This window comes from Enterobacter sp. LU1 (assembly GCF_008271405.2).
Classification (GTDB): domain Bacteria; phylum Pseudomonadota; class Gammaproteobacteria; order Enterobacterales; family Enterobacteriaceae; genus Enterobacter; species Enterobacter hormaechei_C.
On sequence record NZ_CP043438.2, the window covers coordinates 3,619,023 to 3,644,812 of the forward strand.

Here is a 25,790-nt window from a genome sequence, read left to right on the forward strand (position 1 = left end):
AAAGTATCAGGCAATGTTCAGATATTTGTGCGTCTGCATCGACAGGCGCCAGTTGCGGGCGATACAGGTTTCAATGCACAGACGGGTCGCATCGTCTTTCTGGCTGATAGGCTGTAGCGCGATCACGCGCTGCTTTTCGTCCGTCAGCGTCGCCAGCAGTTCGTCCAGCGCTTCGATGTCACGCACGCGCCCCACCGGATGTTTGATCTCATCAGCTCGCTCAAGCGCCTGCGACAGTACGTCATACCCACCACGCATATTCACTTTTGGTGAAACCGTTACCCACGTTGAATGGGAGCAGCGCACTTCATGGGTGCCGCTGGTTTCGATCTGACAGCTATAGCCGTTCTTCTCGAGCAGTTCGGTGAGCGGCATCAGATCGTGAATGCAGGGTTCCCCGCCGGTGATCACCACGTGCCGCGCCGTCCAGCCCTGACGACCAATAATGGCAAGCAGATCTTCTGCGCTACCCGCGCCCCATTTATCGCTCTCTTTGGTTTTCGCCAGAATGCTGAACAGCGATACTTCCCGATCTGCGAGCTTATCCCACGTATGTTTGGTATCACACCAGGCGCAGCCAACCGGGCATCCCTGTAAACGAATAAAGATAGCGGGAACGCCGGTAAAGTAACCCTCGCCTTGCAGGGTCTGGAACATCTCGTTAATCGGGTACTGCATAGTCAACTCTGTTAAAGGGATAAACGATAAGTATCGCAGATCCCCGTCAGATGATCATGCTCCATCGGTGCTTTGCGCGCCAATTGCCGCCATAAACCGTTCCGTAATTTGCTGTGGTCGGGTGATCGCCCCGCCGACGACAACCGTGTGCGCCCCCAGCGCCAGACACCTGGCCGCGCGTTCAGGCGTATCCACGTTACCTTCAGCAATCACGGGGATCGTGACGGCAGACAGCACCTCTTTCAAAAACGCGCAGTCATTTTCCGGTAGCGAATGGCCCGCAGTCTCCGCCGTATAACCGTAAAGGGTGGTTCCGACGCAATCAAACCCCAGCGCCTGCGCGGCCACGGCCTCCTGCACGGTGGCAATATCCGCCATCAGCAGCAGCGAAGGGTAACGGGTGCGGATCTGCGCGATCAGCATGTCCAGCGATCCGCCACCGGGCCGTTTCCGGGCGGTCGCATCCAGCGCAACGATCTCCGGGCCGACCGCCATCAACTCATCCACTTCTTTGAGCGTTGCGGTGATGAACACCTCGCTGTCCGGATAGTCTCGTTTGATGATGCCGATTACCGGCAGTGAGACCAGCCCTTTGATAGCCTCAATATCCACCACGCTATTGGCGCGGATCGCAGCGGCACCGCCCTGGGCCGCCGCCAGCGCCATTCGCGACATAATAAACGGGCTGTGCAGCGGTTCGTTTTCCAGCGCCTGGCAGGAGACGACCAGTTTTCCTTTCAGGTTATCCAGTACAGTTTTCATTACGATAAGATCTCTTCTACTTCGTTTTTGATAATGGTGACGTGCGGTCCATAGATGACCTGGACACCGTTGCCGCGGACGATTACGCCGCGGGCGCCGGTCGCTTTCAGTGCAGATTCATTGACTTTGCTACCGTCTTTCACCGTGACGCGAAGGCGCGTGGCGCAGCAGTCAACGTCATCCAGATTGTCTTTTCCTCCCAGCCCGGCGATCACCGCCGCGGCGCGCTCGCTTTGCGGCAGGGTAGCCTCGTCAGCCAACGCCTCCTTTTCACGGCCCGGCGTGGCAAAATCAAAACGTTTGATCAGATAGCGGAAGGTACAGTAGTAAAGGAAGAACCACGGTACGCCCACCAGCGGGACGAACATCCAGTTAGTTTTCGCTTCCCCCTGCAAAATGCCGAACAGCACGAAATCAATAAACCCGCCGGAGAATGTTTGTCCGATGGTGATGTGCAGCATGTGCGCGAGCATGAACGCCAGCCCGTCAAACAGCGCATGAATGACGTACAGCACCGGGGCAATAAACAGGAATGAGAACTCTATGGGCTCGGTAATTCCCGTCAGGAATGAGGTTAACGCCGCAGAGAGCAGCAGCCCGGCAACCCGCTTTTTGTTCTCCGGCCTGGCCGTGTGGTACATCGCAAGGCAGGCGCCGAGCAGACCAAACATCATGGTAATAAAGCGCCCGGACATGAAGCGCGACGTGCCCTCATAGAAATGCTGCGTGTTCGGGTCGGCGAGCTGGGCGAAGAAGATCCGCTGCGTGCCCTCAACCAGGTGACCGTTAACAATTTCACTGCCGCCAAGCGCGGTGGTCCAGAACGGAAGATAGAAGATGTGGTGCAAACCAAACGGGCCAAGCATGCGCAGGATGAAGCCGTACAGCAACGTCCCCAGATAGCCGGTGGCATCCACCAGCCCGCCGAGGCCAAAGATCAGCTTCTGAAAATTCGGCCAGACCACGGTCATCAGCGCGCCGACGAGTATCGCCGCCAGTGAGCTGATAATGGGAACGAAGCGTGAGCCGCCAAAAAAGCCCAGGAATTGCGGAAGCGCGATTTTATTAAACCGATGATGCAGTGCGCAGGTCACCAGCCCAATAACTACCCCACCAAACACGCCCGTTTCAAGCGTCTGAATACCCAGCGTCATGCCCTGCCCTACGGCGCCCGGGTTCTCATGCGCCAGTTTTCCGGTCAGGATCAGCAGCGCATTGATAGTGGCATTCATCACCAGATAAGCGAGCAACGCCGCCAGCCCTGCCGTGCCTTTATCATTTTTCGCCAGCCCAACGGCGACCCCAACAGCAAACAGTACCGACAGGTTTGCAAACACAATCGAGCCTGCGCTGCTCATGATGGTAAAGATGGCCTGTAGCCAGCCAACGTCTAAAAATGGATACGCAGTAAGCGTATTTGGATTCGATAGCGCCCCGCCGATCCCCAGCAACAGACCTGCTGCGGGCAGTATGGCGATGGGTAACATAAAGGATTTGCCGAAGCGCTGCGCTTTTTCAAACCATCCGCCGGAAGACGTTCCGCTGAACATTTGCATCATTTTTTTATCCCCCTGGTTATTGATGAAAATTTTTACCATATATATTTTTAACTGTGAAAATTACCACCAAAAACCAGGACACCGATCATACTTTTTCGAAATGACTGGCATCTCTCCCCCGCTTTCCGCCACACTAGTTGGCAGAGAAACGCATTAAGGATCTAGCATGTCGGACCATGAAAACCTGCTGCTGAAGCTACGCCAGGAGGCTTCCGGGTACAGCCCAACGCAACAAAAACTGGGGGAGTTTGTCCTCAACGATCCTGCCAGAGTGCTCTACCTGACGATCACCGAGCTGGCGCGTGAAAGCGGCACCAGCGAGGCCAGCGTCACACGCCTTTGCCGCACGCTGGGCTGTAAGGGATATAACGAATTTAAAATGGCGCTTGCGCTGGATATTCAGCAGGGTTTGCCGGAGCGTCAGGCAGGAGATGCAATAGATAACGTGGTGGATGAGTCTGTCCAGGCGCTGCAAGATACCGCAAAACTCCTCGACCGGGCCCAGCTTGAACAGGCGACACTGGCCCTGCATCAGGCGCAGTCAGTGCAAATTTACGGAGTGGCGGCCAGCGCGATTCTGGGGGAGTATTTGCATTACAAGCTGCTGCGACTCGGCAAACCTGCACAGCTATTTAGCGATATGCATCGCGCCGCCATGAATGCGACGACGCTCTCGAAAGAGACGCTGGTGGTGGCCATCTCAAGTTCCGGCTCTACACGGGATCTGCTTCACGTGGTGAAACTCGCCCGCAAGAGGGGCGTTAAGGTACTGGCACTCAGCAATACGCCTCGCAGCCCGCTGGCCTCCCTGAGCGATTTACAGCTGGTTGCAGCCAAACCCGAGGGACCGCTGAGCGCGGGTGCGCTCAACGCCAAGGTTGGCGTGATGCTACTGGTTGAACTGCTAACCACTTCCCTTATTGCAGTAGACAGCCATTACGGTGACGTTAGCCAGCAAACGGCAAGCGCCACGTTGCCGCTTCTGCTATAGAAAACAAAAAACCCGCCGAAGCGGGTTTTTTCATAAGAACGAAGGTTCAGGCTTATGCCTGGCCTTTGATCTCTTTACGACCGTTGTAAGGTGCTTTTTCGCCCAGCGCTTCTTCGATACGAATCAGCTGGTTGTATTTAGCAACACGGTCAGAACGGCTCATAGAACCGGTTTTGATCTGGCCAGCAGCGGTACCAACAGCCAGGTCAGCGATGGTAGCGTCTTCAGTTTCGCCAGAACGGTGAGAGATAACCGCGGTGTAGCCAGCGTCTTTCGCCATTTTGATCGCAGCCAGCGTTTCGGTCAGAGAACCGATCTGGTTGAATTTGATCAGGATGGAGTTAACGATGCCTTTCTCGATGCCTTCTTTCAGGATCTTGGTGTTGGTTACGAACAGATCGTCACCAACCAGCTGGATTTTGTCGCCCAGTACTTTGGTCTGGTATGCGAAACCATCCCAGTCAGACTCGTCCAGACCGTCTTCGATAGAAACGATTGGGTACTGTTTGGTCAGGTCTTCCAGGAAGTGGGTGAACTCTTCAGAGGTGAACGCTTTGTTGCCTTCGCCAGCCAGAACGTATTTACCGTCTTTGTAGAATTCAGATGCTGCGCAGTCCATCGCCAGGGTGATGTCTTTGCCCAGCTCGTAGCCTGCTGCTTTAACTGCTTCAGCGATAACAGCCAGTGCTTCTGCGTTAGAACCCAGGTTTGGCGCGTAGCCGCCTTCGTCACCAACAGCCGTGTTCATGCCTTTAGCTTTCAGAACTTTAGCCAGGTTGTGGAACACTTCAGAACCCATACGTACCGCTTCTTTCAGGGTTTTCGCGCCAACTGGCTGAATCATGAATTCCTGAATATCAACGTTGTTGTCTGCGTGCTCACCACCGTTGATGATGTTCATCATTGGTACAGGCATGGAGTATTTGCCTGGGGTGCCGTTCAGTTCAGCGATGTGCTCGAACAGTGGCATGCCTTTAGCTGCCGCTGCCGCTTTGGCGTTCGCCAGGGAAACGGCCAGGATTGCGTTCGCACCGAAGTTAGATTTGTTTTCAGTACCGTCCAGATCGATCATGATCTTGTCGATGCCAGCCTGATCTTTAGCATCTTTGCCAACGATAGCCTGAGCAATAGGACCGTTAACAGCGCCAACCGCTTTCAGTACGCCTTTGCCCATGAAACGGGATTTGTCGCCATCACGCAGTTCCAGCGCTTCGCGGGAACCTGTAGAAGCACCTGATGGAGCCGCTGCCATACCGACGAAACCACCTTCCAGATGAACTTCAGCTTCAACGGTCGGGTTACCACGGGAGTCGATGATTTCACGACCGATGACTTTAACGATTTTGGACATTAGATTTTCCTCAGTACAAGTTAAACTAAAACTCCAGACAAACAACGCGTACCAAAGGTACGCGTTGCCGTTCTAACTTTTTTTACTTCGCCTGACGCTTCTGGTACTCGCTGGCGGCTTTCACGAAGCCTGCAAACAGCGGATGCCCGTCACGCGGCGTTGAAGTAAATTCCGGGTGGAATTGGCAGGCCACGAACCACGGATGGTTAGGCACTTCGATGATCTCGACTAACTGATCATCCCCGGAACGGCCCGCAACACGCAGACCCGCAGCTTCAATTTGTTTCAACAACATGTTGTTGACTTCATAGCGGTGACGATGGCGCTCGGTGATGACCGGCTCGCCGTACAGCTTGCGTACCACGCTATCGTCGGACAGCTGGCAGGCCTGTGCGCCAAGACGCATGGTGCCACCCAGATCGCTCTTCTCGGTACGGACTTCGACGTTACCGTCTTCGTCGCGCCATTCCGTAATCAGCGCCACAACAGGGTACTTACAGTCTGGCACAAATTCCGTAGAGTTCGCGTTTTCCATTCCCGCTACGTTGCGCGCAAATTCAATCAGCGCAACCTGCATACCCAGGCAGATACCGAGGTATGGAATATTGTTTTCACGCGCATAGCGTGCAGTGGCGATCTTGCCTTCAACACCACGGTAGCCGAAGCCGCCAGGGATGAGGATAGCATCCAGATCTTTAAGAATTTCAACGCCGCGCGTCTCCACATCCTGTGAATCAATCAGCTTGATGTTCACAGAGACGCGATTCTTCAGACCACCGTGTTTCAGCGCTTCGATAACTGACTTATAGGCATCCGGCAGTTCGATGTACTTGCCGACCATACCGATAGTCACTTCGCCGCCCGGATTGGCTTCTTCGTAAATCACCTGCTCCCATTCAGACAGGTTAGCTTCCGGACAGTTCAAGCTGAATCGTTTACAAATATAATCGTCCAGACCCTGTGATTTCAACAGGCCCGGGATTTTATAAATGGAATCGACATCTTTCATTGAAATAACGGCTTTTTCAGGCACGTTACAGAACAATGCAATTTTCGCGCGTTCGTTCGCCGGAATCGCGCGATCGGAACGGCAAACCAGGATGTCAGGCTGAATACCGATGGAGAGCAGCTCTTTAACAGAGTGCTGAGTCGGTTTGGTTTTCACTTCACCTGCTGCCGCCATGTAAGGCACCAGCGTCAGGTGCATGAACAGCGCGTGCTCACGACCAATATCTACCGCCAGCTGACGAATCGCTTCGAGGAACGGCAGGGATTCGATATCCCCTACGGTACCGCCGATTTCAACCAGCACAACGTCATGCCCTTCGCCACCGGCAAGGACACGCTCTTTAATGGCGTTAGTGATGTGTGGGATGACCTGCACGGTCGCGCCCAGGTAGTCACCACGGCGCTCTTTACGCAGAACGTCAGAGTAGATACGGCCAGTCGTAAAGTTGTTACGACGGGTCATTTTGGTACGGATGAAACGCTCGTAGTGGCCAAGATCCAGATCGGTTTCAGCGCCGTCTTCAGTAACGAACACTTCCCCGTGTTGGGTTGGGCTCATGGTGCCAGGATCGACGTTGATGTACGGATCCAGTTTCATCATGGTCACATTGAGGCCACGGGCTTCAAGAATGGCTGCGAGGGAGGCTGCGGCAATGCCTTTACCCAGAGAGGATACGACCCCGCCGGTCACAAAAATATAGTTCGTTGTCATGCTGAACCTGAGAAGTTAGGGTGAAACGATGGAATAACCAGGACGGGAAAGTAGTATACCCGAACACGACGAGCGCCACAAACTTTCATTCTCCGTCTCCACTCCAGGCCATGACAAACATAAGGAGTGAGAAAATAGCCCCTTTTGGGTAAATGTTTTTGACGCAAATCAAGCGCTTGTCATTTAAAAAATCACACAAATTGCGCTTGATCGCAAAATCTCGTTAGAGATCATGTTCCTGGCGTTTTACTTCCTGCCAGACTTCTTCCATCGCGTCGAGGTCAATCCCGCTCATTTCCAGGCCGCGCGAGGCGACAATCCGCTCAACTTCGCGAAAGCGACGTTCGAATTTAATGTTCGCTTTTTGCAGGGCGGTTTCCGCTTTTACACCGAGGTGCCGCGAAAGGTTGACGGTCGCAAACAGCAGATCGCCCATCTCCTCTTCCAGCTTTGCTTCATCCACAACGGCCTGCTGCGCTTCATGCATCACTTCGTCGATCTCTTCGTGCACTTTTTCCAGCACCGGGCCGAGAGAGGTCCAGTCAAACCCTACCGCCGAGCAGCGCTTTTGAATTTTGTGCGCGCGCATCAGCGCGGGAAGGTTCAGGGGAATGTCGTCCAGCGCCGAGTGCTGGGATTTTTCAGCGCGTTCGGCGCTTTTTATCTGCTCCCAGCGCGCCAGCACTTCCGCACTGTTGCCTGCGGAGGCATCACCAAAGATATGCGGATGACGGCGCTCCAGCTTGTCGCTGATAGCGGCGCAGATATCGTCAAAGTTAAAGCGCCCCTCTTCCTGCGCCATCTGCGCGTAGAACACCACCTGGAACAGCAGGTCGCCCAGCTCACCGCGCAGGTCGTCGAAATCCTCTCGCGAAATCGCGTCCAGCACTTCGTAGGTCTCTTCCAGCGTGTAAGGCGCAATGGTGGCGAAAGTCTGCTCTTTATCCCACGGGCAGCCGTTTTCCGGGTCGCGCAGGCGTTTCATGATGCCAAGCAGGCGGTCGATTTGAGTCATAACAGATTCCATTAAATGCCTGAGCCGGGTGGCGGCGTTGCCTTACCCGGCCTACAGAAGAGGATGTTTAGCCGCCGTGCAGACGACGCGCGTCAATCACATCCGGCACCTGGTTCAGTTTGCCGAGTACGCGGCCCAGCACCTGAAGGTTATAGATTTCGATAGTCATATCGATGGTGGCAAGCTGCTCGCGGGTATCGCTGCGGCTGGCAACGCCCAGCACGTTGACCTTCTCGTTGGCGAGAATGGTGGTGATGTCGCGCAGCAGGCCGCTGCGGTCGTTGGCAGTGACGCGCACCACCAGCGAGTAACCCGCCGAGTAGCTCTCCCCCCAGACGGCTTCCACGATACGTTCCGGCGCATGCGATTGCAGCTCTGCAAGCTGATCGCAGTCGGAGCGGTGAATCGAGATCCCGCGCCCCTGGGTGATAAAGCCGACAATATCGTCTCCCGGGATCGGCTGGCAGCAGCGGGCAATATGGTGCATGAGGTTACCCACCCCTTCAACCACCACGCGGCCATTGTCCTTGCTGCGCTGCTGCGGAGCGTAGGTTTTCTGCTGGAGCTGTTTCAGCGCCGCCGCATCCTGCTCCGCTGCGCTTGGCTTGTTGAACTGCGCTTGCAGGAAGTTCACCATCTGGTTCAGGCGGATATCGCCGCCGCCAATCGCCGCTAACAGTTCGTCGAGCTCGTTGAAGTTGTAGCGCGGCAGCAGGAACTTCTCCGCTTCTTTCAGGCTGATGCCAATATGTTCCAGCTCGTCGTCCAGGATCTGACGACCGGCAAGGATGTTCTTGTCACGATCCTGCTTGCGGAACCAGGCGTGAATTTTAGAGCGCCCACGACTGGTGGTAACGTAACCGAGGTTCGGATTCAACCAGTCGCGGCTTGGGTTTGGCTGCTTCTGGGTGATGATTTCAATCTGGTCGCCCATCTGGAGCTGGTAGGTAAACGGTACGATACGTCCGCCGATCTTCGCCCCGATGCAACGGTGTCCCACATCGCTGTGGATATGGTAGGCGAAATCGAGCGGCGTGGAGCCTGCCGGCAAATCAACCACGTCCCCTTTCGGGGTAAAGACGTAGACGCGATCGTCGAAGACCTGACTGCGCACTTCGTCGAGCATTTCGCCGGAGTCAGCCATCTCTTCCTGCCACGCAATCAGCTTACGCAGCCAGGCGATACGATCCTCGTGACCGGAGCGACCGCCGCCGGAGGTACCCTCTTTGTATTTCCAGTGCGCCGCCACGCCCAGCTCGGCGTCTTCGTGCATCTGTTTGGTACGGATCTGAATTTCCACCGTTTTGCCGCCAGGGCCGAGCACCACGGTATGGATGGACTGATAGCCGTTTGGTTTGGGGTTGGCGACGTAGTCATCGAACTCATCCGGCAGATGGCGGAAATGGGTGTGCACGATCCCCAGCGCGGCATAGCAGTCCTGGAGACGCTCCGCCACGATACGTACGGCGCGCACGTCAAACAGCTCGTCAAAGGCGAGGTGTTTCTTCTGCATTTTGCGCCAGATGCTGTAGATGTGCTTCGGACGCCCGTAAACCTCGGCGCGCACATTCTCCTCTTTCATCGACTGGCGCAGCCCGCTGACAAATTCCTCGATATAGTGCTCGCGGTCAATGCGGCGTTCGTGCAGCAATTTTGCAATGCGTTTGTATTCCGCCGGATGCAGATAGCGGAAGCAGTAATCTTCCAGCTCCCACTTCAGTTGCCCGATACCGAGACGGTTCGCCAGCGGCGCATAGATATTCGTACACTCTTTGGCGGCCAAAACGCGCTCGTCTTCCGGCGCATCCTTCACTTCACGCAGATGGGCAACCCGTTCGGCCAGCTTGATCACCACGCAGCGGAAATCATCTACCATCGCCAGCAGCATGCGGCGGACGTTATCCACCTGCTCGGAAGAGACAGAGTCCGTTTGCGCGGCTTTCAGCTGACGAATGGCAGCCATGTCACGCACGCCGTGGATGAGCGCCACGACGGACTGGCCGACGCTTTCACGCAGGACCTCTTCCGTCACCACGTCGGCGTCCGCCAGGGGGAACAGCAGTGCGGCCTGTAGTGTTTCGATGTCCATGTTCAGCATGGAGAGAATTTCAACCATCTCCACGCCGCGCCACAACAGCAGTTCAGCGTCCGGATGCCCCTGCGTTGTGCGTAAACAATAGGCCCAGGTTTCGGTTAAGCGTTCACACGACTGCTGGCTGGAAATCCCCAGACTTGCGATCCATTTTTGAGGGTCAAACTCACCAGCTTTATTTAAATGTGCACTTCTTACCGCAACCATCGTCCTCTCCTTTAGGGACAAGGGCCTGTCGAAGTCGACAAGCCAAACTCATTAGATGTGCTCGAACAACACCATCGATTCCAGATGACCAGTGTGCGGGAACATGTCCAGCATTGCCAGACGCCGAATCTGGTAACCCCCGCTCAATAATGCTTCGCTGTCACGGGCAAGCGTCGCCGGGTTACAGGAAACATAGACCACGCGTTCAGGCGCGAGTTTAATTATATGCTGCATCACGCCCGGCGCACCTGCGCGCGCCGGATCGAGCAGGATCTTATCAAAGCCCTGCTTAGCCCACGGTTGCCGAGTGACATCATCCTCAAGATTTTGATGAAAGAATGTCACATTTTGCAAACCGTTCTGTTGGGCGTTCTCCTGGCCTTTCGCCACCAGCGCCTCAACGCCTTCCACCCCGACCACGCTGGCTGCTCTGCGCGCCAGCGGCAGGGTAAAGTTCCCCATGCCGCAGAACAGATCGAGCACCCGGTCAGTGGGCTTTACGTCCAGCCACGCCAGCGCGTTCGCCACCATCTGCTGGTTCACGCCGTCGTTAACCTGGATAAAATCCCGCGGGCTGAACGTTAAGCGTAGCCCGTCTGACGCATACCAGGGCGCTTCTCCGCTGACCTGCTCAAGTATCTCGCTTTGCGGCGCGAGGAAAAGCGCAAGCTCATGAGAATGCGAAAAGCGTTCCAGTTTTTCGCGATCCGCCTTTGACAGCGGCGCGGTGTGGCGCAGCACCATCAGCGGGCCACTGTTGGCCAGCACCAGTTCGACATGGCCCAGCGAACGCACGTCATCCAGCGATGCAAGACAGTGGTGCACGTCCGGGAGCAACGCCCCAAGATGGGGCGCCAAAACAGGGCACTGCGTGACAGAGACGATATCGCTGGAGCCGGCTTTGCGAAAACCCATCTCCAGCCGCTCGGTTTTGGGCTGGTAGCTGAGGCTCAGGCGAGCGCGGCGACGGTAGCCCCAGGGCCGATCGGCAATGATGTCATTCACGTCGTGTCCGACCAGGCGGGCCAGCGCGCTGCTTTTACTTTTTTGCTGTAATTCTGTGCTGGCATGCTGTTGCTGGCAGCCACCGCAGACGCCAAAATGGGGGCAGCGAGGCGTCACGCGCTCCGGGCTATCATTAAGACGGCGCTTGACCTGACCGCGCGCATACTGACGTTTGTCTTCCGTCAGCGTGATATCTGCGCGTTCTCCTGGCAGCAAACCTGTGATAAACAGTGTCTTACCCTTGTGACGCGCCACCCCCTGTCCAAAAGGATCGAGGTCCGTGGCTTCAACAGTTATGATCTGACGCGTCGTCACGCGTCGTTTTGCAGAGTAGAATTGCGCCATCGCCGAGATTGTTCTCAAATAAACATAATTAGCCTGATTGTCCCATAACGGAACTCCATGACCAACTACAGCCTGCGCGCGCGCATGATGATTTTGATCCTCGCTCCTACCGTTCTCATCGGTTTGCTGCTGAGCATTTTCTTTGTGGTGCATCGCTATAACGATTTGCAGAGACAGCTTGAAGATGCCGGGGCCAGCATTATCGAACCGCTGGCCGTCTCCAGCGAGTACGGCATGAACCTGCAAAACCGTGAATCCATTGGTCAGTTAATCAGCGTGCTGCACCGCCGTCATTCAGAGATCGTGCGCGCCATTTCCGTTTACGATGAGCATAACCGTCTGTTCGTCACCTCGAATTTCCATCTGGACCCCACGTCGCTGAAAATCCCGGAAGGTACCCCCTTCCCGCGTCATCTTACGGTGTTGCGGCGCGGCGATATCATGATCCTGCGCACGCCGATTATCTCCGAAAGTTATTCACCCGATGAATCCGCCCAGTCCGATGCGAAGTCCAGCAATAATATGCTGGGATATGTGGCGCTGGAGCTGGATCTCAAGTCGGTGCGGCTCCAGCAGTACAAAGAAATTTTCATCTCCGGCGTGATGATGCTGTTCTGCATCGGCATCGCGCTGATCTTCGGCTGGCGACTGATGCGCGACGTCACGGGGCCTATCCGCAACATGGTGAATACCGTTGACCGGATCCGCCGGGGTCAGCTCGACAGCCGCGTGGAAGGCTTTATGCTCGGCGAGCTGGATATGCTGAAAAATGGCATCAACTCAATGGCGATGTCGCTGGCGGCTTATCACGAAGAGATGCAGCACAACGTTGACCAGGCCACCTCTGACCTGCGCGAAACGCTGGAGCAGATGGAGATTCAGAACGTGGAGCTGGATCTGGCGAAAAAACGTGCGCAGGAGGCGGCACGTATTAAGTCTGAGTTCCTGGCGAACATGTCGCACGAGCTGCGCACGCCGCTGAACGGGGTGATTGGCTTCACCCGTCTGACGCTCAAAAGCGAGCTGAACCCGACCCAGCGTGACCATCTGCATACCATTGAACGCTCAGCCAACAACCTGCTGACCATTATTAACGACGTACTGGACTTCTCGAAGCTGGAAGCGGGCAAGCTGATTCTGGAGAGTATCCCCTTCCCGCTGCGCAGCACGCTGGATGACGTGGTCACGCTTCTTGCCCACTCATCGCATGATAAGGGACTGGAGCTGACGCTCAATATTAAAAATGATGTGCCGGATAACGTCATTGGCGACCCGCTGCGCCTGCAACAGGTCATTACCAATCTGGTGGGCAACGCGATTAAGTTCACCGAGAGCGGCAACATCGACATTCTGGTCGAAAAAAGGGCGCTCAGTAATAACAAAGTCCAGATTGAAGTGCAGATCAGGGATACCGGCATCGGTATTCCGGAGCGCGATCAGACGCGTCTGTTCCAGGCTTTCCGCCAGGCCGATGCGAGCATTTCCCGTCGCCACGGCGGAACGGGCCTGGGGCTGGTGATCACCCAAAAGCTGGTGAAAGAGATGGGAGGCGATATCTCCTTCCACAGCCAGCCTAACCGGGGCTCAACCTTCTGGTTCCATATCAACCTTGATCTTAACCCGAACGTGCAGACCGACGGCCCGGTCACCGGCTGCCTGAAAGGGATGCGTCTGGCCTATGTGGAACCGAACGCCGCGGCGGCGCAGTGTACGCTGGATGTATTAAGCAGCACGCCGCTGGAGGTCATCTACAGCCCGACCTTCTCCGCGCTGGCGAACGATCATTACGATATTCTTTTGTTAGGAATTCCGGTGACGTTTACCGGAGAACTGACCATGCAGCAGGAACGCCTGGCGAAGGCGGCCTCAATGACGGACTACCTGTTGCTGGCGCTGCCGTGCCACGCCCAAATCAACGCCGAAGAGCTGAAAAACGACGGGGCGGCGGCGTGTCTGCTGAAACCCCTCACCGCCACACGGCTGTTACCTGCGTTGACCGAATATTGCCGTCTGACGCATCAGTCCCTGCCGCTGGAAAACGACGAACATAAGCTGCCGATGACGGTGATGGCCGTGGACGATAACCCGGCGAACCTGAAGCTGATTGGCGTGCTGCTTGAGGATCAGGTTCAGCATGTTGAGCTGTGTACCAGCGGCGCCGAAGCCGTGGAACAAGCCAAACAGATGCAGTTCGACCTGATCCTGATGGATATTCAGATGCCGGGCATGGACGGCATCCGCGCCTGCGAGTTGATTCGCCAGCTTCCGCACCAGCAGCAGACGCCGGTGATTGCCGTGACGGCGCACGCGATGGCGGGGCAAAAGGAGAAACTGCTGGGTGCGGGCATGAACGATTATCTGGCGAAACCGATCGACGAAGAGAAGCTGCACAGCCTGCTGCTACGCTACAAGCCGGGGCACATTGGCGGGACATACACCATTACAGCTGAATCGCCGGAGATCAGCGTTAACCAGAACGCCACGTTTGACTGGCAACTGGCGCTGCGCCAGGCGGCAGGCAAACCCGATCTGGCCCGCGATATGCTGCAAATGCTGGTGGACTTCCTGCCTGAGATCCGTAACAAGGTTGAAGAACAGCTGGTGGGTGAAAACCCCGAAGGACTGCTGGAAGCCATTCATAAACTGCACGGCAGCTGCGGCTACAGCGGCGTACCGCGGTTGAAAAATCTCTGCCAGTTGCTTGAACAGCAGCTCCGCGCGGGTACGCCAGAATCCGATCTCGAACCGGAGTTCCTGGAGCTGCTGGACGAGATGGACAACGTGACGCGGGAAGCAATGAAGGTGTTGGGGAGCTAAGACCAAAGCCCGGTGGCGCTTCGCTTACCGGGCCTACAGGAGCACGAACGTTAACGCGACATCCCCTGCCCCATCTTTATCACCGCCGCAATATTCCTTGCGGCCATCTGTACATTCTGTTGCGCATTTTCCAGCGCATCCTCCAGCGAGCAGATGGTGTAAATCACGCTGAATACGGCATCCAGTCCATGCTCATGCACCACGCCAACATCCGCCGTCAGGCTGCCGGCAATGCCGATAACTGGCTTGTTATAGCGTTTCGCGACTCTCGCCACGCCAACGGGCACTTTGCCGTGGATCGTCTGGCTGTCGATACGCCCTTCGCCCGTGATCACCAGATCGGCGTCCGCGACCTGTTCATCAAGATGCAGGGCATCGGTGACAATCTCAATCCCCTGACGGAGCTGTGCGCCGCAAAATGCATACAGCGCCGCCCCCATTCCGCCAGCCGCACCGCCGCCCGCCAGGTTTAAGACGTCAATATCCAGATCCCGGGCGATAATTTTTGCGTAATGCGCCAGCGCGTTGTCCAGCGTCCTGACCATCTCCGGCGTCGCCCCTTTCTGCGGACCAAATACCGCAGAAGCGCCTGTCTCGCCGATCAGAGGGTTGGTTACATCGCAGGCCACTTCAATTCGACAGTCTGCCAGCCGCTTATCCAGCCCGCTAAGATCGATATGTGCAAGGCTTGCCAGTTCGCCGCCGCCCGGCCCTACGGGCTGCGCTTTCGCATCCAGCAGTTTTACGCCCAGCGCCTGCACCATGCCTGCGCCACCGTCATTGGTCGCGCTGCCTCCAATGCCAATAATGATATGCTTAACGCCCGCATCCAGCGCATGACGGATCAGTTCCCCGGTTCCCCAGGAGGTGGTGATTAACGGGTTACGCTTTGCGGGAGCAACAAGCTCCAGACCGCTCGCTGCCGCCATCTCGATAAAGGCGCTTTTCCCGTCTCCGGATAACCCGAAAAACCCTTCCACGCGTTCACCCAAAGGCCCGGTAACGGGAACATGGACAAGACGCCCATGCGTGGCTGCCACCATCGCTTCCACCGTCCCTTCGCCACCATCGGCAACCGGTAATTTGACATAGTCCGCTGACGGGAAAATGTCGCGAAAACCGACCTCTATCGCTGTCGCCACCTCCAGCGCGCTCAAGCTTTCCTTATACGAGTCCGGAGCGATAACAATTTTCATAAGCCATCCTTACGCATGTTAGTTACGTTAAGCATACACCACGTAAGGGACCACTCATGGGAGCGGTCCCAATGTGCTTATCGTACCATGCACGGACGTTTATTGTCGAATGTCCACTCTGGGATCAGGTATTGCATCGCCAGCGCGTCATCACGCGCCCCCAGGCCGTGTTTCTGGTACAGCTCATGTGCTTTCATGACCTGGTCCATATCCAGTTCTACGCCCAGACCCGGCGTAGCAGGAACCTGTACCATACCGCCTTTGATTTCAAACGGCTGTTTGGTCAGGCGCTGGTTGCCCTCCTGCCAGATCCAGTGGGTGTCGATGGCGGTAATGTTGCCCGGCGCGGCAGCCGCCACGTGGGTGAACATCGCCAGCGAGATGTCGAAGTGGTTGTTGGAGTGCGAGCCCCAGGTCAGGCCGAACTCATGGCACATCTGCGCCACGCGAACCGAGCCCTGCATCGTCCAGAAGTGCGGGTCTGCCAGCGGAATGTCCACCGATTGCAGCGAGAGCGTGTGCCCCATCTGACGCCAGTCGGTCGCGATCATGTTGGTGGCGGTTGGCAGCCCGGTGGCGCGACGGAACTCCGCCATCACTTCACGTCCGGAGAACCCCTGCTCTGCACCGCACGGATCTTCCGCATAGGCCAGTACGCCTTTAAGCTGCTTACCGATTTTTATCGCCTCATCAAGCGACCAGGCACCGTTCGGATCCAGCGTGACGCGCGCCTGCGGGAAGCGCTTCGCCAGCGCGGCGATCGCCTCTGCTTCTTCTTCACCCGCCAGTACACCGCCTTTCAGCTTGAAGTCATTAAAGCCATATTTTTCATACGCGGCTTCCGCCAGGCGCACTACCGCGTCCGGGGTCATCGCTTCATCGTGACGCACACGATACCAGTCGCATTTTTCGTCCGGCTGGCTCTGGTACGGCAGCGGGGTGAGTTTGCGGTTGCCGATAAAGAACAGGTAGCCGAGCATTTCCACTTCGCTGCGCTGTTGGCCGTCGCCCAGCAGGGAGGCGACATTGACGCCAAGATGCTGGCCCAGCAGATCCAGCATCGCGGCTTCAATGCCCGTGACCACATGGATAGTGGTGCGCAGATCAAACGTTTGCAGACCACGGCCACCCGCATCACGATCGGCAAAGGTCGTACGCACGCGAGTCAGCACATTTTTGTACTCGCCCAGCGTTTTACCCACCACCAGCGGAATGGCGTCCTCCAGCGTTTTACGGATCTTCTCCCCGCCCGGGATTTCACCGACACCGGTATGCCCTGAGTTGTCCTTGATCACCACAATATTACGGGTGAAGAACGGCGCATGGGCGCCGCTCAGGTTCATCAGCATGCTGTCATGTCCCGCGACAGGAATGATCTGCATGGAGGTGACTACAGGGGTAGAAAATGTGCTCATCGTTCGATCCTTTTATCAGTGACGTCCAAATACAGGGCGCTTACGGTCAAATGTCCAGCCGGGGATAAGGTACTGCATCGGGCCTGCGTCGTTGCGCGCGCCGCCCGGCAGTTTTTTATACGCTTCATGCGCCTTGTGGATCTGATCCCAGTCAAGCTCCACGCCCAGCCCCGGCGCATCCGGTACGGCAATGGTGCCGTTTTTGATTTCAAGTGGATTTTTGGTCAGGCGCGCTTCGCCTTCCTGCCAGATCCAGTGCGTATCGATGGCGGTCGGGTTGCCCGGCGCCGCCGCGCCAACGTGGGTAAACATCGCCAGCGAAATGTCGAAATGGTTATTGGAGTGGCAGCCCCAGGTGAGCCCCCAGTCATCGCACAGCTGCGCCACGCGCACCGCGCCGGAAAGGGTCCAGAAGTGCGGGTCCGCCAGCGGTATGTCCACCGCATTCAGCATCACCGCATGACCCATTTCACGCCAGTTGGTGGCGATCATGTTGGTCGCAACCGGCAGCCCGGTAGCGCGGCGGAATTCGGCCATCACCTCGCGGCCAGAAAATCCCTGCTCGGCGCCGCACGGATCTTCCGCGTAGGTCAGCACGTCGCCCAGCCCTTTGCACAGCGCGATAGCTTCATCCAGCAGCCAGGCGCCGTTCGGATCGACGGTGATGCGTGCCTCCGGGAAGCGTTTTTTCAACGCGCGCACGCTGTCAATCTCCTGCTCGCCGGGCAGAACGCCGCCTTTCAGCTTGAAGTCTTTGAAGCCGTAGCGATCCTGCGCCGCCTCTGCAAGGCGTACCACCGCCTCGCCAGAGAGCGCCTCCTGATGACGCAGGTGATACCACTCGTGGCTGCCCGGCGAGCGTTCCAGATACGGCAGATCGGTTTTCGTCCGGTCGCCAACGTAGAACAGATAGCCCAGCACCGTTACCGCATTACGCTGTTTGCCTGGCCCCAGCAGTTCGCAGACCGGCACGTTCAGCGCCTTGCCCAGTAAATCGAGGAGAGCCGCCTCCAGCGCCGCCACCGCGTTAACGCGCAGTTCAAACGTCCAGGCGCCTTTGCCGAAGGTATCAAAATCCGCCGACTGGTTGCCCTTATGCACCCGCTGAACCACCTTGTTCAGGCGGGCGACCTCCTGCCCAACCACCTGCGGGATGGCGTCGACCAGCGTCTGGTAAATCACCTCTCCGCCAGGCGCTTCCCCGACGCCGGTATTCCCTGCGCTGTCGGTCAGCACCACAATGTTGCGGGTGAACCAGGCGTTATGCGCGCCACCAATGTTGAGCAGCATGCTGTCCTGCCCCGCCACCGGAATGACCTTCATCTCCGTCACGATTGGGCTTGATTGCGTTGTCATCATCCGCGCTCCCCAACAGGTTTCAGTTCGATTCGTTTGATGTCACCCACCAGCACCAGATAACTGAGTACCGCCACCAGCGCATGGACGCCTACATAAATCAGCGCGCCGTTGAAGGAGCCAGTGGTGCCGACGATGTAACCGATAGCGATTGGGGTGACAATGCCGGAAATGTTGCCAAACATGTTGAACAGACCGCCGCTCAGGCCGCTGATCTCTTTCGGCGCGGTATCTGCCATCACCGCCCAGCCCAGTGCGCCAATGCCTTTACCGAAGAAGGCCATCGCCATAAAGCCGATAATCATCCACTCCGCGCTGACGTAGTTACAGAACACCATGGTCATGGAGAGCAGCATGCCGAGTACGATTGGCGTTTTACGCGCAATATTCAGCGAACCGGTACGACGCATCAGCCAGTCGGAGATGACCCCGCCAAGCACCCCGCCCACGAAGCCACAGATGGCCGGCACGGAGGCGACAAACCCCGCCTTCAGAATCGACATCCCACGCGCCTGCACCAGGTAAACCGGGAACCAGGTGATAAAGAAGTAGGTTAAGGCGTTAATGCAGTACTGGCCGAGATAGATACCGATCATCATTCGTGAGCCGACGAGCTGTTTGATCTGCCCCCATTTCTGGCTGAACGGAACTTTAGCTTTCTGGGTTTTCTGATCCATGTTGATCAGCGCCCCACCTTCAGCAATGTAGTCCAGCTCTTTCTTGTTCACGCCCGGATGCTGGTTTGGTTCGTGGATCACTTTCAGCCAGATGAAGCTGATGACGATCCCCAGCCCGCCCATGAAGAAGAAGACGTGCGACCAGCCCACTTCGTGCGTCAGCCAGCCCATGATTGGCGCGAAAATAACCGTCGCAAAGTATTGCGCCGAGTTAAAGATGGCTACCGCCGTTCCCCTCTCCTGCGCCGGGAACCAGGCGGCCACAATACGGCTGTTGCCAGGGAACGATGGCGCTTCCGCTAAGCCCACCAGGAAGCGGAGGGTAAAGAGCGCAATGATAATGCCGAAGCCGCTGAAGATATCCACGAAGCCCTGTAACAGGGTAAACATCGACCAGATGAAAATGGACCAGAAATAGACCCGTTTTGAACCAAAGCGGTCCAGCAGCCAGCCGCCAGGGATTTGGCCGATTACGTAGGCCCATGAAAATGCGGAGAAAACATAACCCATACCTACCGGATCAAGTCCGATGTCCTTTGCCATCTCAGAGCCGGCAATGGATAACGTGGCACGGTCGCCGTAGTTGAAAGAGGTGACGATAAACAGCATCACCACTATCCAGTAGCGGGCGTTGGTGCGCTTCTCAGCGCTGCTCGCCGCGTGGCTTAATGTACTCATTGTTGCACTCCTGAAACATAGCTTTCGCCTGGTTCATTCTGTACAGCACCTGTAGGGTAATCAGAATGAGAGATTTGTGTTTGGTTTTGGTACGGCCAGAAGCCGTTTTATAGTGACGGGAAAAGTATATGAAGGAGTGCCTCTTCACCTCACCGTGCAAAAACACAGTATTGAAGGGCGTGAGGGAGGTTGTTTAGGGCATAAGCCCAGAGGAGTGGAAGGTGGTTCACGGAAATGGCGTTTGGGGCGGGGTGTAATGCCGGGTGGCGGCTACGCCTGACCCGGCCTGGCATTGGTATAGCGCAGGGTTATTTAAGCAGCGTTGCCCAGTGCTCGACCCACGGGTTTGACTCGCTTTCTGGCTCAGGGTGTTCACCCGCATCAATCAGCAACATCTCTCCGACGCGCTGAGCGCTCTGTTCCTGCAACAGCGCGTCGAACTGTTTACCGCCACCGCAGAAATTAGCGTAAGAGCTATCGCCGAGGGCGATGATGCCATAGTGAACATCTGGCTGATAGCCGAGCTGGTCTTTAATGCCCTGGAAAAGCGGGACGATGCTGTCCGGCAGATCGCCCTGCCCGGTGGTGGAGGTCACCACCAGGATGTATTTATCTTTATACTTTTCCCAGTCCGCCAGCTCCGGATCTTCATAGACCGTTGCTTTATGGCCCCGGTTTACGAGGATTGCTTCCGCTTCCTCCGCCACCAGCAGCGAGTTGCCGTACATCGTGCCGACAAAAATGCCTACTTCAGCCATGCTTTGCTCCCGTAATTATTGCGCTTGCTGTTCATCCTGAACGTTGCCTGCGGCAAACTCAACCCTTTCATTTTCGGGGAGTTGTCCCAGCCAGCCAAACTGTGACAGCGCCTGCATCCAGACCTCGTCCAGCCCCGCGCGAATAGTCAGCGGTTCGCCGGTAAACGGGTGCGTCAGGCGTAGCTCGCTGGCGTGCAGCATCAGCCGGTTACAGCCAAAGTGCTCGGCCGCGCTGCGGTTCTGGCGCAGATCGCCGTGCTTGCTGTCGCCGATAATTGGGTGGCGCAGATGTGCAAGATGGCGGCGAAGCTGGTGCTTGCGCCCGGTTTTGGGCAAAAGCTCAACCAGACTGTATCGCGTGGTCGGAAATTTGCTGGTCGCCACCGGCAGTTCTGTGGTCGCCATACCGCGATAGTCGGTCACCGCAGGCTGCGGGCCTTTATCTTCGCGGGCAAATTTATCGGCAATTTTATCCAGTTCCTCCACCAGCGGATAATCAAGCGTGGCGGAATCCGTCAGCCAGCCACGCACGATGGCGTGGTAGCGCTTTTGCATCTGGTGGTGCTCAAACTGCTGCGAAAGCAGTCGACCCGCCTCACTGGAAAGCCCCATCAGCAGAACGCCAGAGGTTGGCCGATCCAGACGATGAGCAGTAAAGACGTGCTGACCGATCTGATCGCGCACGGTTTGCATGACCACCACTTTCTCATCGCGATCGAGCCAGCTACGGTGCACCAGCCAGCCGGACGGTTTATTCACCGCCACTAACCACTCATCCTGATAAAGGATCTCAAGCGTCATGCATCGTCACCGGCGAAAAGCGCATCGAGCTTTTCCAGCTCCACCAGCATCATGGCACGCGCCGGGTGGGTCGCTTCCAGCGCCATTTCGTAATAGGGAGAGACGGCAAAAGACGCGGGCAACGCGTGACCACCTTCCAGTAGCGCGTGCATACGCGGAATTAAGACCCACTGGAGCCACTCGAACGGGGCCAGCGTATCCAGACAAAACGGTTGGGTGCTGGCGAACGCGTCTGGCTGCGGCGCGTTATCCTGCCACAGCTGATGCTGGCGCATAAGGGCTTCGATGGCGTGCAACTGCGCACGAACGTTGTCATGATGCGACATATATACCTCAACTGAAAAACGGAATGGCGCGAAGCATAGCATTGCGGACGACAGAAATAAAAAAAGGGAGCACTGTAAAAACAGTGCTCCCGGTTCGTTTCGCAGCATTCCAGCTACAATACGTGCTCCCTGCTCATCCGTGACAACTTTTCCTGATGCCCGAAGGCCTGGTCATCCCTTTACCTTTTGCTTCCTGCTCACATCGTCCTGATGTGTAGGTTTCATCCTGAAACGTCCTGGCCATCCTGACCCACCGACCATCCTGACCGGCTCTCGTTCTCCTTCCTGGAGGTGTCCCTTACGCATCCTGCGTGATCCACTTTGCTTCATCCTGAAGCCTTCCTGCGGCGTCATCCTGACGTGTCCCTGGTAAGAAACGCCATCATCCTGATGTTCGTTTCTCGTGTCGGCATCCTGTCGACACAGATAGAATCCGCTATTCTGCTTCGTCTTACAACCCACCTTGTAAGCAATGTAAGCCAGGCGAAACGGGGGATTCCCTTTCAGAAAACCACTAACCTGTTGAAAGAAAAGTTAATATTAATCTGAAATTCCTAAGGCAACGCTAACTGTTTCGGCGATGTCTCACAGAGCGTGTAAGAGATCTCTCACACGTCCAGTAGCATCATGGATTACAGAAGCGGCTCAATTTGGGTAAGAAAATCCGCAAGTGAAGGCGCGAGAACGTCGCGATTGCGGGTGCCGAGCGTCTCTTTGATGACCTCACCAGACAGGTTGCAGACAGAAATGACGTCCAGTTCACTGTCGAGCGTCGCAATAAAAAGAGTCGGAGAGAGCTTAAGGCGTTTTTGCGTGACCAGGTGACCAATGAGGTTTTCCTGAACGCGTTGCAGATCGTCTTCGCTCCAGGTTTGCAGCAGCGTCAACGGCTGTCCTGCAAAACATGCAGTCATATCCCCGGCAAACTGCGTGGTATAAAATGCATGAAGCGCAGGTTGTATCACAATGTCCATCGCGCGTTCAACCGCATTTACATTCTGCTCGCCCGTGAACGGTTTCGGTTGCCAGATAACGTAACCATCCTGCGAAGCGATAATGCACGGTGACGGCACGCCATATAAGTCAGTACTTTGCGGCCACGTCCCCCGCTTTTCATGCCAGGCATCGCAATAGCGGGTCGTGAAGGACGTCAGGGCATTTGCAGTTTCGATATCCACCGATTTCTCTCTTCTTGTAAGACAGGATAAACTCAGCCCATAAGTGTACCTGTAAAGTGGCTATGAAACATGTCTTACGAAAATCATCAGGCGTTAACGGGCTTAACGCTGGGTAAATCGACCGATTACCGCGACACCTACGATGCAAGCCTGTTGCAGGGCGTGCCGCGCAGTCTGAACCGCGATCCGCTCGGGCTGCACGCTGACGCGCTGCCGTTTGTCGGCGGCGACATCTGGACGCTGTACGAACTCTCCTGGCTGAATGCGCGCGGTCTGCCGCAGGTGGCCGTGGGCCACGTCGAGCTGGATTACGCCAGCGTAAACCTGGTCGAATCCAAGAGCTTTAAGCTCTATCTCAACAGCTTTAACCAGACCAAATTCAACAGCTGGGACCAGGTACAACAGACGCTTGAACGTGATTTGAGCGCGTGCGCGCAGGGGAACGTAACCGTCTCGTTATACCGTCTGCATGAGCTGGAAGGACAGCCTGTCGCCCATTTCCACGGCACCTGCATCGACGATCAGGACATTGAGGTGGAAAGCTATGAATTTAGCACCGACTACCTGGAAAACGCGGCGGGCGGAAAAGTGGTCAACGAGACGCTGGTCAGCCATCTGCTGAAATCCAACTGCCTTATCACCCATCAGCCGGACTGGGGCTCGGTACAGATCCAGTACCGCGGCCCGCAGATTGACCGTGAAAAGCTGCTGCGTTACCTGGTGTCATTCCGTCATCACAACGAATTCCACGAGCAGTGCGTGGAGCGCATCTTCAACGACATCCAGCGTTTCTGCCAGCCCGAAAAGCTGAGCGTTTACGCCCGCTACACCCGTCGCGGCGGCCTGGATATCAATCCGTGGCGCACCAATACCGATTTTGTGCCTGCCACCGGACGGCTGGTGCGCCAGTAAGATAAATATTTTCACAATATGCGGGCGGTATTCCGCCCGAAGTGTTGTGAAACGTCATAAGCCAGGGCTATTGTAATCAACAGGGAAAGACGATAATCGTCCCATAAGGAGCTCACTTGATTACACATATTAGCCCGCTTGGCTCTATGGATATGTTGTCGCAGCTGGAAGTGGACATGCTTAAACGCACCGCCAGTAGCGACCTTTATCAACTGTTTCGTAACTGTTCACTTGCCGTACTGAACTCCGGAAGCCTGACCGACAACAGTAAAGAGCTGCTGTCCCGCTTCGAAAGTTTTGATATCAACGTGCTGCGCCGCGAGCGCGGGGTGAAGCTGGAAGTGATCAACCCGCCGGAAGACGCTTTTGTCGACGGGCGTATTATTCGCTCACTTCAGGCCAACCTGTTTGCCGTGCTGCGCGACATTCTGTTTGTTAACGGACAGATCAGCAACGCCGGACGTTTCCAGCATCTTGACCTGGAAAGTTCCGTTCATATCACTAACCTGGTCTTCTCCATTCTGCGTAACGCCCGCGCCTTGCACGTGGGCGAAGCGCCGAACATGGTCGTCTGCTGGGGTGGTCACTCTATTAACGAAACCGAATACCTGTATGCCCGCCGCGTGGGGACGCAGCTCGGCCTGCGCGAACTGAATATCTGTACCGGTTGCGGTCCTGGCGCGATGGAAGCACCAATGAAAGGCGCGGCAGTAGGTCACGCGCAGCAACGCTATAAAGAAGGCCGTTTTATCGGCATGACCGAGCCGTCGATCATCGCCGCTGAGCCGCCTAACCCGCTGGTTAACGAACTGATTATTATGCCGGATATCGAAAAACGTCTTGAGGCGTTTGTCCGTATCGCGCACGGCATTATTATCTTCCCGGGCGGCGTAGGTACGGCGGAAGAGCTGCTTTATCTGCTCGGGATCCTGATGAACCCGGCCAACAAAGATCAGGTTCTGCCGCTGATCCTGACCGGCCCGAAAGAGAGCGCCGACTACTTCCGCGTGCTGGACGAGTTTATCGTGCATACGCTGGGCGAAGACGCGCGCCGTCACTACCGCATTATTATTGACGATGCCGCAGAAGTGGCCCGTCAGATGAAAAAAGCGATGCCGCTGGTGAAAGAGAATCGTCGTGATACCGGGGATGCCTACAGCTTTAACTGGTCCATCCGTATCGCACCGGATCTTCAGATCCCCTTCGAGCCGTCGCATGAGAACATGGCGAACCTCAAACTCTATCCGGATCAGCCGGTGGAAGTGCTGGCTGCCGACCTGCGTCGCGCCTTCTCTGGCATCGTGGCGGGGAACGTGAAAGAGGTGGGGATACGCGCAATTGAAGAGTTTGGCCCGTATAAGATCCACGGTGATCCGGAGATGATGCGCCGCATGGATGATATGTTGCAGGGCTTTGTCGCTCAGCACCGCATGAAGCTTCCAGGCTCTGCCTATATTCCGTGTTACGAAATCATCAAGTAAAGCGACATTCCTCTCCTCTCAAGCCGGATCGTCATCCGGCTTTTTTATTCGTGTTGCAATTCATAGCGATCTTCAATGTTATTAACAAATCTGACGCCTGCGCAAACGATTACCTCGTTTTTGAAACCGTAAATAATCAGTCTTAATCGAAATTACCCGCCAGAAAATCCTAAAATCCCATTTCTTTACAGCGAAAGACACCTATCTCGCGGGTCGACCTTTTCGAAAACATGTCGTTAATGGTAGCCTTCGCGCCCGTAAATTCTCTTTGATGTTTTTTTAACAGATAAATGGTCTAAAGATACCCACATCACAAGTGGATTATTGCATTTGGGATCGCGATCACTGATAGATTCATAACTAGAATGTATCTTTCCGCCCGCCAATAGTTACGGGCAAAAATTATTAAAAAACCGTCACTGAACGAATTTCATATTACCGTCAGGCGCTTTTTCATCGGATTTGACTAA

General features: G+C 56.0%; 20 protein-coding genes. 4 read left to right on the plus strand and 16 right to left on the minus strand.

What is annotated here, in order from left to right; all coding sequences use genetic code 11:
• Window positions 1-6: 6 nt before the first annotated feature.
• The 3 genes from queE to FZF21_RS17325 are packed head-to-tail and all read right to left on the minus strand — an operon-like array spanning window position 7 to window position 2,999.
• On the minus strand, window positions 7-678 hold the full coding sequence (gene queE / locus FZF21_RS17315; protein WP_006811780.1) for a 7-carboxy-7-deazaguanine synthase QueE: 672 nt from the start codon (window positions 676-678) through the stop codon (window positions 7-9).
• A gap of 54 nt (window positions 679-732) precedes the next feature.
• Complete coding sequence (locus tag FZF21_RS17320) at window positions 733-1,440, minus strand: N-acetylmannosamine-6-phosphate 2-epimerase (RefSeq protein WP_017692753.1); 708 nt, start codon at window positions 1,438-1,440, stop codon at window positions 733-735.
• A complete protein-coding gene (locus FZF21_RS17325; RefSeq protein WP_047732549.1) occupies window positions 1,440-2,999 on the minus strand; it encodes a maltose/glucose-specific PTS transporter subunit IIC in 1,560 nt (519 codons plus the stop codon). Before FZF21_RS17325 ends, FZF21_RS17320 begins: the two co-directional genes overlap by 1 nt.
• 166 nt (window positions 3,000-3,165) lie before the next feature.
• Between FZF21_RS17325 and FZF21_RS17330 the strand changes: the two genes are divergently transcribed.
• A complete protein-coding gene (locus tag FZF21_RS17330; protein WP_015571725.1) occupies window positions 3,166-3,990 on the plus strand; it encodes a MurR/RpiR family transcriptional regulator in 825 nt (274 codons plus the stop codon).
• 52 nt (window positions 3,991-4,042) lie between these two features.
• On the opposite strand, the gene eno is transcribed toward FZF21_RS17330, so the two are convergent.
• The 5 genes from eno to rlmD all read right to left on the minus strand — a co-directional run bounded on the left by eno (window position 4,043) and on the right by rlmD (window position 11,725).
• Window positions 4,043-5,341 (minus strand): phosphopyruvate hydratase, encoded by a 1,299-nt coding sequence (gene eno / locus FZF21_RS17335; RefSeq protein ID WP_006811784.1) that lies wholly within the window; start codon window positions 5,339-5,341, stop codon window positions 4,043-4,045.
• Between the two features lie 82 nt (window positions 5,342-5,423).
• Window positions 5,424-7,061: a CTP synthase (glutamine hydrolyzing) gene (gene pyrG, locus FZF21_RS17340; RefSeq protein WP_003862718.1), complete on the minus strand. Its 1,638-nt coding sequence runs from the start codon at window positions 7,059-7,061 to the stop codon at window positions 5,424-5,426.
• A gap of 223 nt (window positions 7,062-7,284) precedes the next feature.
• Window positions 7,285-8,076, minus strand: coding sequence for a nucleoside triphosphate pyrophosphohydrolase (gene mazG, locus FZF21_RS17345; RefSeq protein ID WP_003862720.1), 792 nt, complete (start codon window positions 8,074-8,076; stop codon window positions 7,285-7,287).
• 67 nt (window positions 8,077-8,143) lie between these two features.
• Window positions 8,144-10,375: a GTP diphosphokinase gene (gene relA, locus FZF21_RS17350; protein WP_017382827.1), complete on the minus strand. Its 2,232-nt coding sequence runs from the start codon at window positions 10,373-10,375 to the stop codon at window positions 8,144-8,146.
• A gap of 51 nt (window positions 10,376-10,426) precedes the next feature.
• The gene (gene rlmD, locus FZF21_RS17355) at window positions 10,427-11,725 is read right to left on the minus strand and encodes a 23S rRNA (uracil(1939)-C(5))-methyltransferase RlmD (RefSeq protein WP_047738379.1); all 1,299 of its coding nucleotides are present in this window, start codon (window positions 11,723-11,725) and stop codon (window positions 10,427-10,429) included.
• A gap of 57 nt (window positions 11,726-11,782) precedes the next feature.
• On the opposite strand from rlmD, the gene barA reads away from it, so the two are divergent.
• Window positions 11,783-14,542, plus strand: a complete 2,760-nt coding sequence (gene barA, locus FZF21_RS17360; RefSeq protein ID WP_017692749.1) for a two-component sensor histidine kinase BarA — start codon at window positions 11,783-11,785, stop codon at window positions 14,540-14,542.
• A gap of 50 nt (window positions 14,543-14,592) precedes the next feature.
• Here the strand turns inward: barA and FZF21_RS17365 are convergent, their stop codons facing one another.
• From FZF21_RS17365 to syd, 8 genes are all read right to left on the minus strand, one after another.
• Window positions 14,593-15,738, minus strand: coding sequence for a glycerate kinase (locus FZF21_RS17365; protein WP_045331239.1), 1,146 nt, complete (start codon window positions 15,736-15,738; stop codon window positions 14,593-14,595).
• A 77-nt stretch (window positions 15,739-15,815) separates the two neighbouring features.
• Window positions 15,816-17,153, minus strand: coding sequence for a glucarate dehydratase (gudD, locus tag FZF21_RS17370; RefSeq protein WP_032619132.1), 1,338 nt, complete (start codon window positions 17,151-17,153; stop codon window positions 15,816-15,818).
• Window positions 17,154-17,168: 15 nt separating this feature from the next.
• Window positions 17,169-18,509: an enolase C-terminal domain-like protein gene (locus FZF21_RS17375; protein WP_045333289.1), complete on the minus strand. Its 1,341-nt coding sequence runs from the start codon at window positions 18,507-18,509 to the stop codon at window positions 17,169-17,171.
• Window positions 18,509-19,864, minus strand: coding sequence for a galactarate/glucarate/glycerate transporter GudP (gene gudP / locus FZF21_RS17380; protein ID WP_003862734.1), 1,356 nt, complete (start codon window positions 19,862-19,864; stop codon window positions 18,509-18,511). Before gudP ends, FZF21_RS17375 begins: the two co-directional genes overlap by 1 nt.
• 308 nt (window positions 19,865-20,172) lie before the next feature.
• Entirely contained in the window at window positions 20,173-20,622 is a 450-nt protein-coding gene (locus tag FZF21_RS17385) for a flavodoxin (protein ID WP_047734878.1), read from the minus strand.
• 15 nt (window positions 20,623-20,637) lie between these two features.
• A complete protein-coding gene (gene truC / locus FZF21_RS17390; RefSeq protein ID WP_023295347.1) occupies window positions 20,638-21,423 on the minus strand; it encodes a tRNA pseudouridine(65) synthase TruC in 786 nt (261 codons plus the stop codon).
• Complete coding sequence (locus FZF21_RS17395; RefSeq protein WP_017382834.1) at window positions 21,420-21,749, minus strand: YqcC family protein; 330 nt, start codon at window positions 21,747-21,749, stop codon at window positions 21,420-21,422. Before FZF21_RS17395 ends, truC begins: the two co-directional genes overlap by 4 nt.
• A gap of 632 nt (window positions 21,750-22,381) precedes the next feature.
• Window positions 22,382-22,927 (minus strand): SecY-interacting protein, encoded by a 546-nt coding sequence (gene syd / locus FZF21_RS17400; protein WP_047636592.1) that lies wholly within the window; start codon window positions 22,925-22,927, stop codon window positions 22,382-22,384.
• Window positions 22,928-22,996: 69 nt separating this feature from the next.
• Between syd and queF the strand changes: the two genes are divergently transcribed.
• Window positions 22,997-23,839: an NADPH-dependent 7-cyano-7-deazaguanine reductase QueF gene (gene queF / locus FZF21_RS17405; RefSeq protein WP_047738377.1), complete on the plus strand. Its 843-nt coding sequence runs from the start codon at window positions 22,997-22,999 to the stop codon at window positions 23,837-23,839.
• A 116-nt stretch (window positions 23,840-23,955) separates the two neighbouring features.
• The gene (ppnN, locus tag FZF21_RS17410) at window positions 23,956-25,320 is read left to right on the plus strand and encodes a nucleotide 5'-monophosphate nucleosidase PpnN (RefSeq protein WP_003862748.1); all 1,365 of its coding nucleotides are present in this window, start codon (window positions 23,956-23,958) and stop codon (window positions 25,318-25,320) included.
• Window positions 25,321-25,790 lie beyond the last annotated feature (470 nt).

Coding starts and splice junctions, on each gene's coding strand:
- queE (WP_006811780.1), bottom strand. CDS start 678: ATGCAGTACCCGATTAACGAGATGTTCCAGACCCTGCAAGGCGAGGGT.
- FZF21_RS17320 (WP_017692753.1), bottom strand. CDS start 1,440: ATGAAAACTGTACTGGATAACCTGAAAGGAAAACTGGTCGTCTCCTGC.
- FZF21_RS17325 (WP_047732549.1), bottom strand. CDS start 2,999: ATGATGCAAATGTTCAGCGGAACGTCTTCCGGCGGATGGTTTGAAAAA.
- FZF21_RS17330 (WP_015571725.1), top strand. CDS start 3,166: ATGTCGGACCATGAAAACCTGCTGCTGAAGCTACGCCAGGAGGCTTCC.
- eno (WP_006811784.1), bottom strand. CDS start 5,341: ATGTCCAAAATCGTTAAAGTCATCGGTCGTGAAATCATCGACTCCCGT.
- pyrG (WP_003862718.1), bottom strand. CDS start 7,061: ATGACAACGAACTATATTTTTGTGACCGGCGGGGTCGTATCCTCTCTG.
- mazG (WP_003862720.1), bottom strand. CDS start 8,076: ATGACTCAAATCGACCGCCTGCTTGGCATCATGAAACGCCTGCGCGAC.
- relA (WP_017382827.1), bottom strand. CDS start 10,375: ATGGTTGCGGTAAGAAGTGCACATTTAAATAAAGCTGGTGAGTTTGAC.
- rlmD (WP_047738379.1), bottom strand. CDS start 11,725: ATGGCGCAATTCTACTCTGCAAAACGACGCGTGACGACGCGTCAGATC.
- barA (WP_017692749.1), top strand. CDS start 11,783: ATGACCAACTACAGCCTGCGCGCGCGCATGATGATTTTGATCCTCGCT.
- FZF21_RS17365 (WP_045331239.1), bottom strand. CDS start 15,738: ATGAAAATTGTTATCGCTCCGGACTCGTATAAGGAAAGCTTGAGCGCG.
- gudD (WP_032619132.1), bottom strand. CDS start 17,153: ATGAGCACATTTTCTACCCCTGTAGTCACCTCCATGCAGATCATTCCT.
- FZF21_RS17375 (WP_045333289.1), bottom strand. CDS start 18,509: ATGACAACGCAATCAAGCCCAATCGTGACGGAGATGAAGGTCATTCCG.
- gudP (WP_003862734.1), bottom strand. CDS start 19,864: ATGAGTACATTAAGCCACGCGGCGAGCAGCGCTGAGAAGCGCACCAAC.
- FZF21_RS17385 (WP_047734878.1), bottom strand. CDS start 20,622: ATGGCTGAAGTAGGCATTTTTGTCGGCACGATGTACGGCAACTCGCTG.
- truC (WP_023295347.1), bottom strand. CDS start 21,423: ATGACGCTTGAGATCCTTTATCAGGATGAGTGGTTAGTGGCGGTGAAT.
- FZF21_RS17395 (WP_017382834.1), bottom strand. CDS start 21,749: ATGTCGCATCATGACAACGTTCGTGCGCAGTTGCACGCCATCGAAGCC.
- queF (WP_047738377.1), top strand. CDS start 22,997: ATGTCTTACGAAAATCATCAGGCGTTAACGGGCTTAACGCTGGGTAAA.